Source organism: Bifidobacterium sp. UBA6881 (genome assembly GCA_002451435.1).
Classification (GTDB): Bacteria; Actinomycetota; Actinomycetes; order Actinomycetales; family Bifidobacteriaceae; genus Bifidobacterium.
Genome location: DKCF01000028.1, coordinates 5,030 through 21,039, shown reverse-complemented (window position 1 = coordinate 21,039; position 16,010 = coordinate 5,030). Strand labels below are relative to the sequence as shown.

15 protein-coding genes are annotated in these 16,010 nt (G+C 61.8%); 6 read left to right on the top strand and 9 right to left on the bottom strand.

Annotated elements, in window-relative coordinates; all coding sequences use genetic code 11:
• The 5 genes from B3C64_RS02180 to B3C64_RS02160 all read left to right on the top strand — a co-directional run.
• A partial coding sequence (locus B3C64_RS02180; protein WP_291533407.1) for an aldo/keto reductase occupies positions 1–738 on the top strand: 738 nt, incomplete at its 5' end.
• A 338-nt stretch (positions 739–1,076) separates the two neighbouring features.
• Positions 1,077–1,763, top strand: a complete 687-nt coding sequence (locus B3C64_RS02175; RefSeq protein ID WP_291533405.1) for an urease accessory protein UreE — start codon at positions 1,077–1,079, stop codon at positions 1,761–1,763.
• Between the two features lie 69 nt (positions 1,764–1,832).
• Positions 1,833–2,813, top strand: coding sequence for an urease accessory protein UreF (locus B3C64_RS02170; RefSeq protein WP_291533403.1), 981 nt, complete (start codon positions 1,833–1,835; stop codon positions 2,811–2,813).
• Between the two features lie 73 nt (positions 2,814–2,886).
• A complete protein-coding gene (gene ureG, locus B3C64_RS02165; RefSeq protein WP_291533401.1) occupies positions 2,887–3,498 on the top strand; it encodes an urease accessory protein UreG in 612 nt (203 codons plus the stop codon).
• A 182-nt stretch (positions 3,499–3,680) separates the two neighbouring features.
• The gene (locus tag B3C64_RS02160) at positions 3,681–4,571 is read left to right on the top strand and encodes an urease accessory protein UreD (protein WP_291533399.1); all 891 of its coding nucleotides are present in this window, start codon (positions 3,681–3,683) and stop codon (positions 4,569–4,571) included.
• A 137-nt stretch (positions 4,572–4,708) separates the two neighbouring features.
• Here the strand turns inward: B3C64_RS02160 and ureC are convergent, their stop codons facing one another.
• The 9 genes from ureC to B3C64_RS02115 form a co-directional block, all read right to left on the bottom strand.
• Positions 4,709–6,430 carry an urease subunit alpha gene (ureC, locus tag B3C64_RS02155; RefSeq protein WP_291533397.1) on the bottom strand — a complete coding sequence of 574 codons (1,722 nt, stop codon included), beginning with the start codon at positions 6,428–6,430 and terminating at the stop codon, positions 4,709–4,711.
• A gap of 1 nt (position 6,431) precedes the next feature.
• Positions 6,432–7,133 (bottom strand): urease subunit gamma, encoded by a 702-nt coding sequence (ureA, locus tag B3C64_RS02150; RefSeq protein WP_291533396.1) that lies wholly within the window; start codon positions 7,131–7,133, stop codon positions 6,432–6,434.
• 121 nt (positions 7,134–7,254) lie between these two features.
• Complete coding sequence (locus tag B3C64_RS02145; protein WP_291533394.1) at positions 7,255–8,274, bottom strand: HoxN/HupN/NixA family nickel/cobalt transporter; 1,020 nt, start codon at positions 8,272–8,274, stop codon at positions 7,255–7,257.
• 171 nt (positions 8,275–8,445) lie between these two features.
• Positions 8,446–9,153, bottom strand: coding sequence for an urea ABC transporter ATP-binding subunit UrtE (gene urtE / locus B3C64_RS02140; protein WP_291533392.1), 708 nt, complete (start codon positions 9,151–9,153; stop codon positions 8,446–8,448).
• Positions 9,153–10,076, bottom strand: coding sequence for an urea ABC transporter ATP-binding protein UrtD (gene urtD / locus B3C64_RS02135; protein WP_291533390.1), 924 nt, complete (start codon positions 10,074–10,076; stop codon positions 9,153–9,155). Before urtD ends, urtE begins: the two co-directional genes overlap by 1 nt.
• Positions 10,073–11,239: an urea ABC transporter permease subunit UrtC gene (urtC, locus tag B3C64_RS02130; RefSeq protein WP_291533387.1), complete on the bottom strand. Its 1,167-nt coding sequence runs from the start codon at positions 11,237–11,239 to the stop codon at positions 10,073–10,075. The genes urtD and urtC overlap by 4 nt, the downstream gene beginning before the upstream one ends.
• A gap of 19 nt (positions 11,240–11,258) precedes the next feature.
• The gene (urtB, locus tag B3C64_RS02125) at positions 11,259–12,143 is read right to left on the bottom strand and encodes an urea ABC transporter permease subunit UrtB (RefSeq protein ID WP_291533385.1); all 885 of its coding nucleotides are present in this window, start codon (positions 12,141–12,143) and stop codon (positions 11,259–11,261) included.
• 18 nt (positions 12,144–12,161) lie between these two features.
• Complete coding sequence (urtA, locus tag B3C64_RS02120) at positions 12,162–13,481, bottom strand: urea ABC transporter substrate-binding protein (RefSeq protein ID WP_291533383.1); 1,320 nt, start codon at positions 13,479–13,481, stop codon at positions 12,162–12,164.
• 187 nt (positions 13,482–13,668) lie between these two features.
• Positions 13,669–14,949, bottom strand: a complete 1,281-nt coding sequence (locus B3C64_RS02115) for an MDR family MFS transporter (protein ID WP_291533381.1) — start codon at positions 14,947–14,949, stop codon at positions 13,669–13,671.
• Positions 14,950–15,021: 72 nt separating this feature from the next.
• Here B3C64_RS02115 and rlmB point away from each other — a divergent pair.
• Positions 15,022–16,010: 23S rRNA (guanosine(2251)-2'-O)-methyltransferase RlmB (gene rlmB / locus B3C64_RS02110; protein WP_291533379.1), on the top strand; the 989-nt coding region annotated here is incomplete at its 3' end.

Below are 16,010 nucleotides of genomic sequence, written 5' to 3'. Positions count from 1 at the left end.
AAGGTGTTCTTCCCGACCGGCGATTCCGTGAACGGCCGCGGATTGAGCCGCAAGCACATCTTCAACAACTGCGACCGTTCCCTGAAGAACCTCAACACCGACTACATCGACCTGTACTACTGCCATCGTTTCGACCCGACGACGCCGTTGGAGGAGACGCTGCAGGCGTTGAGCGACCTGGTGGACCAAGGCAAGATCCTGTATTACGGCGTGAGCGAGGAATGGAGCGCCGCGCGCATCGAACGTGCGGAGCGCATCATCTCTGAACGCCACCTGCATCCGTTGACGGTGGTGCAGCCGGAATACAACATGGTCGACCGCTATATCGAGCATGAGATCGTGGACACCTGCGATTACTACGGCATCGGCATCACGCCGTTCTCACCGCTGGCGCAGGGGCTGCTGACCGGCAAATACCGCAAAGGCCAGCCGATTCCGGCCGGCTCGCGCGCCACATGGCAGTCGGACCATCAGATCAACGACCTGCTGACCGACGAGAACCTCGACAAGGTCGAGCAATTGCTTGGCGTCGCCGATGAGCTGGGATTGAAGATGCCGACGCTGGCATTGGCCTGGATTCTACGCCTGCCAACCATCAGCTCGGTGATCGTGGGCGCTTCCAAGCCGTCGCAGTTGGATTCCAGCCTCGCCGCGTCGGGCGTCACGCTGCCGGCCGACGCATTGGCGGAAATCGACCATATTCTCGGTTTCAAGCGCTTCGAACGCCATATCGGCTAAATTCCACGCTGGGCTCCACGCCGGAGCGATCCGGCATTCCCGCGGCCCCGTCGATGCCGACCGACGAGGCCGCGCAGCCTGTCAGCAAACACCGTGATCCAGCTGACGGAACAGCTGGATCACGGATGGCGATGCACCTTACCTTGGCAGGCAAAGTCTGGCATAGCCGCCTATGGGCAATCGGCAGACGCGGTTTCAGCCGGAACGACGGGTTGCCCCACCATTGGCGGAACGTGTTTCGACAGCCGTTTCCTGACGTTTACATTTTTGCGCTTTTTCATGGCTAGCGTGTGTGCACGTTATATCGACAGCCACGAATGAAAGGCGGCAGTAAGCGAATGATCGCCAACCGAATTTCCGGCAATATTATTTCCGATTCGTTCTCCGACGGCAAGCTCAACGTCCCCATCGAGTTCGAGTGGTTCGAAACCGACAAAAAGCGTATGCGCAAAGTGGCCGAAGACGGCACCGAATTCGGCATCGCCGTCGGCAAGACCATCAAGGACGGCGATGTGCTTGCCGAAACCGATGACAAGCGGTATTTCGCGCGCATCCGCACCGCGCAGCTCATCGAGATTCCTGTCCATACGATGAAGGAGATGGGCCGTCTGTGCTTCGAACTGGGCAATCGCCATCTGAGCCTGAAAGTAGAGGATGACCGCGTTCTGGTGCCTTACGACCATCCGACGATGGAATACACCAAGAAGATCGGCTTCGAGCCGCACATCGTCGAGGGTGGTTTCGACGGATTCCTCATCGTCAAGGCGCACGCCGGTTCGGGCACCATCGTGCCGGGCACGAACAAAACCACCGGCGATCTGGCCGAGGAGCAGGAGGAAGCGGAACGGCACATCCCCCACTCCCACGAGGCTCCCGAAAACCACGAGCATCATCATGCACATGATGCCGGACACGATTCCGGGCACATGCACGATTCCGACGGCGTTTACGAAATGAACGGCGTGCTGCACCGCGCGGATGGCATGCACTCCCATGACGGCGGCCACACCTGGCACACGCACTGAACACGGCCCCGACCATGTCACACATCGCATGTTTCACGTGAAACATGCACGGAAAACATCGAGGAAGCCATGAACCATACGGATTATTCCGCCGACGAGCGCGAGATGCGCCGTCTGTCGGTGCTGCAGGTATGCGACAGCGTATTCCCCGTTGGCGCGTTCGCGCTGTCCAACGGCATGGAGACCTTCGTGCAGCGCGATTTTCTGCGGACTTCCGGCGATTTCGAACAGTATCTCAAGAACTATCTCGAGGTCGCCGCATACCGCGAAATCGGACAAATGGTGATCGCCGGCAAAATCGCCATGGACGGCAGGGTCTCCGACGCCGGTTTCGACCGGAAAATCGCCGACTTGGACGCGCTGTGCGCGGCATTGCAGTCCGCAAGGGAAATCCGCGATGGGCAGACGCGCATGTGCAAGCGCATGATCAAACTGGCCGATCAGATGGAAGAGCGGCCGCTGCAGCCCGCCGACGCACGAGATGCGCGGCACGTTCCGCCATCAAAAACCGGAAAGACGAACAAACCGAAGTCGATGACGCTCATGCGCGATACGGCAACGTCCAGCACAGCGTCGCCCGACACGGCACCGCACTGCGAAACGGCTTCCACCTCGTCGGCTCCCGGCGCAATGGCATCCGGCATAACGGCACGCAACCAGTCGCGGCGAATGCCACATTCCGCAAATGCCGCACCCCGCACAATCCCGCACCTCGACCGTTACAAGCGGCTCATCGACAATGGAACATGCCTCGGACTGCACAGCATCGCCATGGGTCTGTTCGCGGCGGATCGCGCGCCATCATTGCGCGAAGCTGCGGTGACGTACTGCTATTCGCTGCTGAGCGCATTGACCGTCTGCGCGGTGAAAGCCGTGCCGATCAGCCAGTTCGCCGGCCAGGTGGCGCTCAACCGCGCACGCTCCGAAATCGTCGCGGCGGTGGATCTCGCGTTCACGCTCAAACCCGACGACCTCGGCATCTCCGGAGCGTATATCGACATCGCCGCGATGCAGCACGAAACCTTGTACTCACGTCTGTACATGAGCTGATCAAGTATCAGCCAACCCAAATCGATTGGACGCATCCAGACCAACCACACAACCTTCAACGAAAGGAAACACCATGAGCTACGTACGTATCGGAATCGCCGGCCCGGTCGGATCCGGCAAAACCGCGCTGATCGAACGACTGACCCGCAAAATGGCCGACGATTACAGCATCTGCGTGGTCACCAACGACATCTACACCAAGGAGGACGCGGAGTTCCTGATCGCCAACTCGCGCCTGCCCGAGGACCGCATCGTCGGCGTCGAAACCGGCGGTTGCCCGCACACCGCCATCCGCGAGGACTGCTCGATGAATCTGGAAGCCTGCGAGGCCATGGCCGAATCCCATCCCGATGTGGACATCATCTTCGTGGAATCCGGCGGCGACAACCTGTCGGCGACGTTCAGCCCGGATCTCGCCGACGCGACCATCTATGTGATCGCCACCGACGAAGGCGACAAGATCCCGCGCAAGGGCGGCCCTGGCGTCACGCGCTCCGACCTGCTGGTCATCAACAAAACCGACATCGCCGACCTCGTGCACGCCGACCTCAACGTCATGGCCCGCGATTCGGAGAAGATGCGCAACGGCCGTCCGTACATCTTCACCGACCTGATGAACGACAAGGGCGTCGACGACGTCATCGACTGGATCAAGAAGTCGGTGCTGTTCGAAGACATGCAATGACCGCGCGCCGATGATCGCCGGCCGAACGCGCGTGTCCGAATCGTACAGAATCACACCGAATCACATACCACGCGTTCGACTGGCTTGCGACGCACCGCCGCATATACGGCAACGTTTTGCGGCACGGGCAATCATCTCATCGAACATCCCGCAAAACACGCAATCGCAACCGGGGAGGCACAATGCCGGAAAGCACATTCCGCATGACCACCGCGTTCCGCCATGGGCGCACCAAAGTGGACGACCTGTATTTCGAGGCGCCATTCAAATTGATGACGCCGTTTCACCATGACGCGCACACGGATTGCATGGTCATGCTCGCCTCCCCCGGCTTCCTCAAAGGCGATATCGCGCATATCTACTGCACGTTCGGCGCGGGCACCGACACCACCATGCAGACGCAAAGCTATGAAAAGGTGCTCGACACCGCGGACGGCGAGGCGAAGCGCACCATCGACCTGACCGTGCAGGGCGACGCCAAGGCCGTGTTCCTGCCGTTTCCGGTGATTCCTTTCGCGCATTCGACGTTCTCGAACGTCACGACCGCGCATATCAGCCCGGAGTCCACATTCGTGTATGCGGACGTGGTGACCTGCGGGCGCGTCGGCATGGGCGAAATATGGCGGATGCGCCGATTTTCGAACACCTTGCGCATATACGTGGATTATCCGGACGATTCGAATTCCCGCGCGCCCCATCGCGGACGCCCGCGCAACGATGCCGGGCAGCCGATTCCACGATTGGCGTTCGCCGATCGTCTGCTATTGGAGCCGGAACGGTTCGATTACACGGAGATGGCGATGTGGCGCGAATACACGCATTGCGGCATGGCGTACATCCACCTGCCGCAACAAGGCGGGCAAGGCTCCGGCATCCGCGGCGACGAGCAAACGGACCGCACCGCCGCCGAGGACGCACTGATTACCAATATCCGCGGCTATGCCGAGGATCATGGATTCCATGGGGAACTCGGCGTGAGCCGCCAAGTGAACGGCATCGCGGTGCGATTGCTCACCGCGCGCGGCGACGAGGCGTTCGATTTCATCAGTGACGTTGCCGGTCTGGTGCGCTGAGGCCCAGTGCGCGAAAGCACCGTTCCGGGCAATGTCGCCGCTCTTCTAATCCAACGCGACATTGCCCAGAATGGCCGGTGCAATCAAGCGGCCGGCACCATCCGAGCAATCGGAGCAACCGACGCAACCAAACAAAATCAGAACAGGAAGTATCGCTGCGCCAGCGGCAGTTCCGTGGCCGGATCGCTGTACACCGGCTCGCCGTCGACGCTCACCTGGAACGTCTCCGGATTCACGCGGATGTCGGCGATCGTGTCATTGAACTTCAGATCCTTCTTGCCGATCGTGCGGCAACGGCGCACCGGAAGCACCGCACGCGACAGGCCCAAACGCCCCTTGATGTCGGCGTCGTACGCGGCTTGCGAGACGAATGTCGCGCAGGACGAGCCGAGCGCCTTGCCGGTGGCGCCGAACATGTCGCGGTACAGCACCGGCTCCGGCGTCGGGATGGACGCGTTCGCATCGCCCATGCGGGCGAACAGAATCGAGCCGCCCTTGATCACCATTTCCGGCTTCGCGCCGAACAATGCGGGCTGCCACAGCACCAGATCCGCCATTTTGCCGACTTCCACGGAACCGACGTAGTCGGAGATGCCGTGCGTGATGGCCGGATTGATGGTGTATTTCGACACGTACCGCTTCACGCGGAAGTTGTCGTTGCGGTTGTTGTCGTGCTCATCCTCCGGCAACGGACCGCGCTGCTTCTTCATCTTGTCGGCGGTCTGCCATGTGCGGGTGATGACCTCGCCGACGCGGCCCATCGCCTGGGAATCGGAGCTCATCATGGAGATCAGTCCCATATCGTGCAGCACGTCCTCCGCGCCGATGGTCTCCGGGCGGATGCGCGAATCCGCGAAGGCGATGTCTTCGGGCACATGGCGGTCGAGGTGATGCGTGACCATCATCATGTCGAGATGCTCGTCGATGGTGTTGCGTGTGAACGGCATGGTCGGATTCGTGGAGCTCGGCAGCACGTTCGGGAAGCTCGCCGCGCGGATGATGTCGGGCGCGTGGCCGCCGCCGGCGCCTTCCGTATGGTACGTGTGGATGGTACGCCCCTTGAGCGCGGCGATGGTGTCTTCCACGCAGCCGCCCTCGTTCAGGGTGTCGGTGTGGATGGCGACCTGCACGTCCATTTCGTCGGCGACGCCGAGACAGGTGTCGATCACGGCGGGCGTCGCGCCCCAATCCTCGTGGATCTTCAGACCGGCAGCGCCAGCGCGAATCTGCTCACGCAACGGTTCCGCCGTGGAACCGTTGCCCTTGCCGAGATATGCGATGTTGACCGGCAATGCCTCGGCCGCCTCGATCATCCGCGAAAGATGGAACGCGCCCGGCGAGCAGGTGGTGGCGTTGGTGCCGTCCGCGGGACCGGTGCCGCCGCCCACCATGGTGGTCACGCCGCCGGCGAGCGCCGTGCGCACCTGTTGCGGCGCGATGAAGTGGATGTGCGTGTCCAGTCCGCCCGCGGTGAGGATGAGTCCTTCGCCCGCGATGGCTTCGGTGCCGGAGCCGACTTCCAGTCCGGGCGTGACGCCGTCCATGGTCTGCGGATTGCCTGCTTTGCCGATCGCGCTGATTTTGCCGTCTTTGATGCCGATGTCGGCTTTGTAGATGCCGGTGTAGTCGACGATGAGGGCGTTGGTGATGACGGTGTCCGGCGAGGTGGCGTCGGATTGCACGGAGGATTGTCCCATGCCATCACGGAAGGATTTGCCGCCGCCGAATTTCAGTTCGTCGCCGTAATGCGTGTAGTCCTTTTCGACTTCGATGAGCAGATTGGTGTCGCCAAGCCGCACACGGTCGCCTGTGGTCGGTCCGAACATGCCCGCGTAGTCGCGTCGGGTGATGGTTTTCATGTCACGCGTCCTTTCCGTCGTCTTCGATACCGAGGAAGCCGCGTTCCTTCGCGCGGGCGAATGCGGCTTCGCGCACGGCCGGATCGTCGAGTCTGCCTTCGGTCAATGCGTTGAATCCGTGGATTTCGCGGGTGCCGCCGAAATCGATGAGTTTGACGCGGTGCGATTCTCCCGGTTCGAATCGCACGGCGGTGCCGGCCGCGATGTCGAGGTGCTTGCCGTAGGCGGCTTTGCGGTCGAATCGCAGGTATTTGTTGACTTCGAAGAAGTGGAAGTGGGATCCGACCTGGATCGGTCGGTCGGCGGTGTTGGTCACGTCGATTTCGATCGGCGTGGTACCGGGGTTGAGTTCCAGATCGCCGTCGGCGGGGATGTACTCGCCCGGTTTGAGTTCTTCGGTGGTTTCGATCGGATTGTGGATGGACACGAGTTTCGTGCCGTCGGGGAATGTCGCTTCGACTTCGACTTCCGGAATCATTTCCGCGACGCCCGGCATCACGTCGTCCGCGGATACGATGGTGCGTCCGTATTGCATGAGTTCCGCGACGGTTTTGCCTTCGCGGGCGCGTTCGACCACTTCGGAGCTGATCAGCGCGATGGCTTCCGCGTAGTTGAGTTTCACGCCGCGCGCGCGGCGTTCCTTGGCGAGCTCCCCTGCCAGATGCAGCAGCAGCTTGTCGGTTTCCCTTGGTGTCAGTCTCATGGAAGAGCCCCCAATGTGTGTTTGTGCGAATGTGGTCGGGAATCAATCACTGGGGAATGGCTTCCCCAGCGGTCGGTCCTCGGTGGTGAGTCTTTGAAAATTCCTTGTCTGCCGTATGAGGTCACGACCAGCGCTGTTCGACCTTGCCGTACTTCCAGATCATCATGGAAACCAGCCAGAAGCCGAGGAACAGCACGACCATCGCATAGCCAAGGTAGTTGAAGTCGATGCCCTGCACCCAATTCCAGAACCCGTTTTGCAGATTCATGGCGGTGGCGGCGACCTGCAGCAGCTCGACCAGGCCGATCATCACCGCGGCGAGCACCGACGCGGAGGTGATGGTCAGGTTGTAGTACACCTTGCGCACCGGGGTGTCGAACGCCCACTGGTACGCACCGGACATCATCACCGAATCGGTGGTGTCCATGAGGTTCATGCCCGCGGCGAACAGGATCGGCAGGCACAGCGTGCCGTACAGCGGAATGTTGGACTGCGTGGCGCCGGCGGACATGGCCAGCAACGCGACTTCGGTGGCGGTGTCGAATCCCAGGCCGAACAGCAGGCCGATCGGATACACATGCCAGCTTTTGTCGACGAAGGCGAAGATCCTGCCGAAGATGCGGTAGATGAAGCCGCGCGAGTCGAGCATGGCGTCGAAGGATCCGTCGTCATACGCGCCCGCATGCCCCTTCATCGAGCGGAAGACGCGGACCATGTCGACGAGCACGACGGCGTTGAACACGGCGGTGAGAATCAGGAACACTCCGGAGACCGTGGCGCCGATGTAGCCGCCGACCTCCTGGAAGAACGGCATGTGCGCCTGCGCCCATTTGGAGGAAAGACCCAGCAGCAGCGCCATCAGGAACACGATCGTCGAATGGCCGAGCGAGAAGAAGAATCCGACGCCGTTCGGGTCGCGCTTGAGCTGGATGAGCTTGCGCACGGTGTTGTCGATCGCCGCGATATGGTCGGCATCGAACGCGTGGCGCAGTCCCAGCGTGTAGGCGAGCAATCCCAGTCCGAGCAGCATCGGCGCCTGCCGGGACGCCGCGACGAGCAGGGCGATGCCGAGGACGTGCAGGGCGGCGGTTCCCATATAGTACGGCAGTCCCGCGGATGCGATTCGTTTGACGATGTGCATGATTCCTCCTTGTCGCGGGATACCCTAGGCCGTTCTCGTTTCCGATGAATGACCTAGGGGTTAATTTGGACGCACTTCCTGCCGACGCCAGCACGGTGTTTCACGTGAAACACATTGCCGTGCGTGGCGGATCGCACGGCATCGGCCAAGATTCGCGCATGGCGGCCGGGTTCACACGCGCATGGCGGCCTTCGCTTCGGCGACCGCGGCGGAACCGCCCTCGCCGGTGCCGATGAACCGTCCCGCCGCGAGCACGTAGTAGCGGTCCGCGCGTTCGACGGCGAACTGCACCTTCTGCTCGACCAGAATCACGCCGATGCCCTTGTTCTCCGCCATCGAACGAATCGACTGCTGGATTTCCGCCACGATGTTCGGCTGGATGCCTTCGGTGGGCTCGTCGAGAATCATCAGTTTCGGTCGGGTGATCAACGCGCGCGCGATCGACAGCTGCTGGCGTTGGCCGCCGGAAAGCAGGCCCGCGCGCCGGTCGGTGAATTCCTTGAGCACCGGGAACGCCTCCACCGCCTCGTCGTAGCGGGCCTTGGCCTCGGAACCATACTGGTCCGCCACCACATGCAGGTTCTCGTCCACCGTCATCTGTCCGAAGGACTGCTGTCCCTGCGGCACGAACGCCATGCCCATGCGGATGCGCTTGTTCGGCGCGGTTTTGGTGATGTCGACGCCATCGAACGTGACGGTGCCGCCGGTCACCGGCAGCAATCCCAGAATCGACTTCAGCAAGGTGGTCTTGCCGGCGCCGTTGTTGCCGACGATGCTCACCCATTCGCCGGGCGCGACGGAGAAATCGATGTCGTTGACCACGGACACCTTGCCGTATCCGGTTTTCAGACCTGTGACTTCCAACATGTTCCCTGCCATCACTTATCGTCTCCTCCGTCGCCGCCGAGGTAGATCCTGACCACCTCTTCGTTGTTCTGAATGTCTTCGACGCTGCCTTCGGCCAGAATCTGGCCTTGGTTGAGCACGGTCACCGAATCCGCGAACTGGCGCATGAAATCCATGTCGTGCTCGACGATGACGACGGTGCGGTTGCGGCTGATCTGGCGAAGCAGCTCGCCGGTCTGCTGTCGTTCGGCCGGCGTCATGCCCGCGACCGGTTCGTCGAGCAGCAGCAGATGCGCGTCCTGCACGAGCAGCATGCCGATTTCCAGCCACTGCTTCTTGCCGTGCGGCAAAATGCCGGCCGGCTTGTCGGCATCGTCCTTGAGATTGCACACTTCCAGGATTTTCTGGATGTTCTGCGACGCGCCGCCCTGCTTGGCGAACAGTTCCGAGGTTTTCTTGCGGAAGCCCTCGGCGAGCTGCAGGTTCTGCAGCACGGACAGCTCCTCCACCACGGATGCGGTTTGGAACGTGCGCCCCACACCAAGTCTGACGATGGCGTTCGGCTTTTTGCCGAGCAGCTGCTCGCCGCCGAACATCGCGGATCCGCTTGCCGGCACCAGACCGGTGATGGCGTCGATGATGGTGGTTTTGCCGGCGCCGTTCGGTCCGATCAGGAACCGCAGGTCGCCGTGCATGACGGTAAGGTCGATGTCTTTGACCGCCACGAAACCGTCGAATTCGACGTGCAGACCGTGTATTTCCAGATAGTCGTTCCACTGGCCGCCTTGGGCGTCGATCGAGGCGAGACGTTCGGCGAGCTGTTGCCGTTCCTGCTCGATTTCCGTCTTCATTTTGGCGGCTTCGTCACGCATCTGGCGTGCCTCGTCGCGCATCTGCCGCATTTCGGCGCGCAGCTGTTCCAGTTCGACGTCGTTGGTGTTCTTCTCGTCGCTCATGCGTTCACCGCCTTTGCCGTGGTTCCTGCCGGGATCGCCGTGTCAGTTCCCGTTCCGATATCCGCCGTGGAATCTCCCGCGGCCTTCGCGCCGGGGCCGGAAAGCCCCAGTCTGTCTTTGAGCCATGGCCACAGTCCCTTGAACTGGCCGAGGCCCATCGGCGCGAACGCGATGACCAGAATGAAGATCGCGCCTTCGACGTAGGTCCATGCGGCCGGATACGCCTCGGAAAGCTGGGTTTCCGCGAATCGGATGATCAGCGTGCCGATGACCGGGCCGAGCAGGGTGGTGCGGCCGCCGATCACCACGCCGGCGAGCATCATGATCGACGGGGTCACGTCGATGTCGGACGGTGAGATGATGCCGACGACCGGCACGAACATCGCGCCGCCGATGCCGGCGAACATGGCCGCGAGCGAGAAGGCGAACACCTTGATGGAGGCCGGATTGTATCCGAGGAACTTCATGCGGTTCTCCTGGTCGCGCACGCCGATGATGAGCTCGCCCATGAACGAGTGGCGGATCCAGTAGGTGATGAGCACCATGGCCAGCACGCAGAACGCGCAAATGTAATAGATCATCTCCTTGTTCGCCGGATCGGTCAGATCGTAGCCGAAGAAGCCGGAGAAATCGTTCAGGCCGTTGGTGCCGCCCGTGGTCTTGGACTGTCCGATGAGCAGCACGGCGAACGCCGCGACCAACGCCTGTGAAAGAATCGCGAAGTACGCGCCGCGCACTCCCCTGCCGAACACGGCCCAGCCAAGCACCGCCGCGACGATGCCCGGCACCGCGGCGACACCGATGACGGCGACCACCGGGTTGCGGAAGAGCTCCCAGAATCCCGGCAGCTTGGTGATGCCATACTGCGCCATGAAATCGGGCACCGCGCCGGGCGCGAGCTCTTCGATCTTCAGATGGATGGCCATGACGTACGCGCCCAGACCGAAGAACAGTCCCTGTCCCAAGGTCAGCATGCCGCCCTGGCCCCAGGCGAGGCCGATGCCGACCGCGACCATCGCATAGCACAGGTATTTGGAAAGCAGTCCCAGACTGTATGTGCTCATCAGCGCCGGAGCGAGGAAAATCAGCGCAATCGCGATGGCCGTGCCGATCCATGCACGGTATTTGCCGAGGAAAGCGGTTGCGGAAAGATTGGTGTTCATGTCGTTGCTCCCTTCCGTCTCAGGCCAGGTTCCTGGAACGCACCGCGACCAGACCCTGCGGACGGAACTGCAGGAAGACCACGACGATGAGGAACACCGACATTTCGGCGATGGACGATGATGTGGGCAGTTCGATCGCGGACTGGCACAGGCCGAGCACGAACGAGGCGATGACCGCTCCCTTGAGCTGGCCGACGCCGCCGGCGACGACCACGAGGAACGCCTGCACGATGAAGGATGTGCCGAAGTTGTAGCTGATGGAGTTCAGCAGACTCAGCGCGACGCCCGCGATGCCGGCGATGCCGGAGCCGATGAAGAAGGTCAGATGGTCCACGGTCGCGGTGGAGATGCCGGAGACTTCGGCCAGACCGCGGTTTTCGGAGGTCGCGCGGATCTGACGGCCCAGCGGGGTGAGCTTCAGCACCGCGTACAGCGCGGCCACGCAGATGATCGACAATACGAAGATGAACAGTCGCGAGGCCGGGAAGCTGTAGCCGAGGATCGTGACCGGCTTGGTCAACGCATCCGGGGCCTTCGCATACACGCCGGTCGATCCGAAGATGTCTCGCGCGAGCTGTTGCAGCACCAGCGATACGCCGAACGTCACCAGCAGGGTGTCCAGCGGACGGGCGCGCATGCGTGACAGCAACAGCACGTCAAGCAGCAGTCCCAACAATCCGGCGACCACGAATCCGACGATCAGCGCCACGCCCAGGGCGAGCGTCTTGCTGGAGAAAATCGAGCTCATCACATAGGCCGTGTATGCGCCGGCCATCATGAATTCGCCGTGCGCGTTGTTGATCACGCCCATCTGGCCGAAGGTCAGCGACAGGCCGAGCGCGGCCAGCAGCAGAATCGAACCATTCGAAAGTCCCGCGACGATTTGCGGCAATAGCATGTTCATTCGTGTTCCCCTTTCTTGCTACTTGGATGACTCGGACGAGTCGGAAGCATCGGATTGCGCGCCTTGCAGGCTCTTCGCCCACTGGTACGTCTTGAGATACGGGTCGGGCTTGATGGCCTTGCTGGATTTCCAGACGGTGTGGATCAGCGAATCCCCGCCGATCTTGCCGATGTACGAGGTTTTGTAGATGTGGTGGTTCTCGCCATCGACGGTGACCTTGCCTTCCGGGGCGTCGAAGGTGATGCCGTCGGCGGCCTTCTTCACATCGTCCACCGCGAAGCTCTTCGCCTTCTCGACCATCGCCTTCCACAGGTAGACGGACGTGTACGCGGATTCCATCGGGTCGGACGTCGGACGGTCCTTGCCGTACCGCGCCTTGAAGTCCTTCACGAACTTCTTGTTTTCCTTGCTGTCCAGGGTCTGGTAGTAGTTCCATGCGGTCAGCTGGCCTTTGACGTTGTCGAGGCCGATGGAGGCGACTTCCTCCTCGGCGATCGACATGGAGATCACCGGCAGGGTGTCGGCTTGCATGCCGGATGCCTTGTATTCCTTGAAGAACGCCACGTTCGAATCGCCGTTCAACGTGTTGACGACCGCGTCCGCGCCGGAGGTTTTCAGCTTGTTGACGATGGTGCTGAAATCGGTGGAGCCCATCGGGGTGTACTCCTCGCCGACGACTTCCATGCCGTTGCCTTCCGCATACGCCTTGACGATGCGGTTCGCGGTTTGCGGGAACACGTAGTCGGAGCCGACCAGGAACAGTTTCCTGTGGCCCTGCTGCTTGAGATAGTCGAGCGCGGGCACGATCTGCTGGTTCGGCGCGGCGCCCGAATAGAAGATGTTCGGACTGGATTCCATGCCTTCGTATTGGAGCGGATAGAACAGCAGGGCATTGTCGGCTTCGAACACCGGCTTCATGGCTTTGCGCGAGGCGGAGGTCCAGCCGCCGAACACCGCGGCGACGCAGTTCTTCTCGATCAGCGTCTTGGCCTTTTCCGCGAACACCGCCGGCTCGGATTTGCCGTCCTGCTGCACGACCTCGAGTTTCTTGCCGAGCACGCCGCCCTTGGCGTTGATTTCGTCCACCGCCATGTGCAGCGAATCGGACACCGTTTTTTCGGAAATCGCCATCGTGCCGCTCAATGAATTCACGAAGCCGATTTTCACGTTGCCGCCGCTGGTGTCGACGCAGCTTTGCGCGGGCTCGTTGGAGCCGCTGGATTCCATCGCCTCCTTGTCGGCCACGGTGCGTCCCCAGCCGCAGCCGGCGGACATCGACACCACGGATGCGGCCGCGATGACGGTGACTGCCAGTTTCCGTATTCCCACATGCGCCATATGCCTTGTCCTCTCTCACAGCATTGAACGAACATGGCAAGTGTGCATGGAGCGGCTTTACAACGTGTTGCCCGGTTGTTTCCGGAATATCTCATTGATGACGACGGTGTTACATGGCCGTCCGACGCCGATGCGGTGGATATCCACCTTGATATGGCTTCGCGTAAGGCTTGGCAGGGGGTTCCGACTACACCTCTTCGGCTTCGAGATTTCGCGCGGCGGCCCGCTCACGCGGCCCTTTCGTGATTTGGAACCCGATGGCCACGATGACGAACATCACCGTGCAGCAGGTCCACAGCACGTGGCTGCCGAACGCGTTCAGAATCCAGCCGCCCACCAATGGGGAGAATGCGTTCGACAACGACCACACCAGGTTGTACAGCCCTTGGTACGTGCCGCGCACGTCCTTCGGCGCGATGTTCGCCACCGTCGTCGCGGCGATCGGGAACGTGCCCAGCTCGCCGAGCGTCCACAGCACGGTGGCGACGGCGAACGTCGCCCACGAATCCGCGCCGATCTGGAACGCGTAGCCGACCGCGGTGACCAGCATGCCGAGCACCAGCACGCGCGTGTTGCTCATCCGTTGGAACACCGCGATCGCGGGAATCTGCAGCAAACACAGGATGCCGCCGTTGATCGTCAACAAGCTGGAATATTCGTCGGTGCCGAGTCCGATCTGCGTCATCGCGATCGGCAGGCCGCTGACGATCTGGTAGTACGCGAGCGTGTAGAGGAACATCAGCACGACCATCGACATCAGCGCCTGGTCGGTGCATGCACGGCGATAGCTGCGCCAGATCGAGAACTCCGAAGACGCGGCCGGCCGCCGTCGTGGCAAGGATGCTTTACCGTGTTCCGCGTCATGCGCAAGCGCGGTGGCGTCGTCATGCGCGTGCAACCGCACTTCCTTGAAGAACACGATCATGAGAATCGTCGCGAATACCAGCACGGCGGCTTCCGCGTAGAACATCAGCGAATAGGAGATCTTCACCAGCTGGTTGGCGATGATCGGTCCGATCGCGAAGCCGAAATTCGCGGCCCAGGTCTGCAGGGAATACGCGCGCTTCTGGTCGCGGAACGGCACCACATCGGACACATACGCGGCGACCGCGGGCGTCGGCACCGATGAGATCACGCCATAGACCAGCAATGCCGCCGCCATGACCCACGGATTGCCGATGAAGGCCAACAGCACCAGCATCAGCGCCGATCCCAGATTGCCGACGATGATCATCGCGGGACGCCCAAACCGGTCGGACAGCGCTCCCCCGTACAGGCAGCCGAAGATGCCGCCGAAACCGTACATGGACACGATGGTGCCGGCCACGCCGGCGCTCACATGCATGTCGGAGACGAGATACATGGAAAGAAACGAGCTGACGAATCTGCCCATCCACAGAATCAGCAGGGTGGCCCACAGGCCCCAGAACATGAACGGCAATCCGAAAAACGCTCTCTTCTTTTCCATTGTCTCCATCCTAGTTGACGGGGTGGCAATTGCACCGGTGGTTTTCTCGGGGTGCTGGGATAATAGGAAGTTATGGCATTGAAAAAAGGACCGACCAAGGGGTCGGGTGGAAAGCATCGTAACGCGTTGAGGGGCAAGGGTCCGACTCCCAAGGCCGAAGACCGCGTGTATCACAAGGCTTACAAGGCGAAGAAGAACGCCGAACGTCGCAAGATGGCCGATCCGCGTCTGGCCGCACGCCGTCGCGCGGCGAAGTTCACGTCCGAGTCCGATGATCTGGTCATCGGCCGCAATTCGGTGCTGGAGGCGCTGCGTTGCGGCGTTCCGGCGTCCACGCTGTATATCGCCACGCGCATCGAGCATGACGACCGCACCCGTGAGATCGTGCGTTTGGCGGGCATCCACGGTCTGAACCTGCTGGAGGCCGATCGTCTGGAGATGGACCGCATCGCGCGTTCGTCCAACCATCAGGGCGTCGTGCTGAAGGCGCAGCCGTTCCAGTACTCCTCGCTCGCCGAACTGGCGGACCGCGCCGCGAAGAAGTCGCGCGCCATGGAGGCGGCCAATTCCGAAGCGGCCCGCATCGCGGCCCGTCCGCTGTTCATCGCGCTTGACGGCGTGACCGATCCGCAGAACCTCGGCGCGGTCATCCGTTCCGCGGCCGCGTTCGGCGCGAACGGCGTGATTCTGCCGGAGCGTCGTTCCGCTTCGGTCACCGCGGCCGCATGGAAGGTGTCCGCGGGCGCCGCCGCACATATGCCGGTGGCCCGTGTGGTGAACCTGACCAAGGCGATCCAGAGTCTGAAGGAACGCGGCTACTACTGCGTCGGATTGGACGGCGGCGGTGACGCGCTTGTCGGCGAAACCGGTTTCGAAAGCGATCCGCTGATCGTTGTGCTCGGCTCGGAAGGCAAGGGTCTGAGCCGTCTGGTGCGCGAGAACTGCGATTCGATCGCCGGTATCCCGATGTCGAATATGGTCGAATCGTTGAACGCTTCCGTCGCGGCCGGCATCACGCTGTATGCGGTGGCCCACGCACGCCGCGAAGCAGGCAAGGCGGC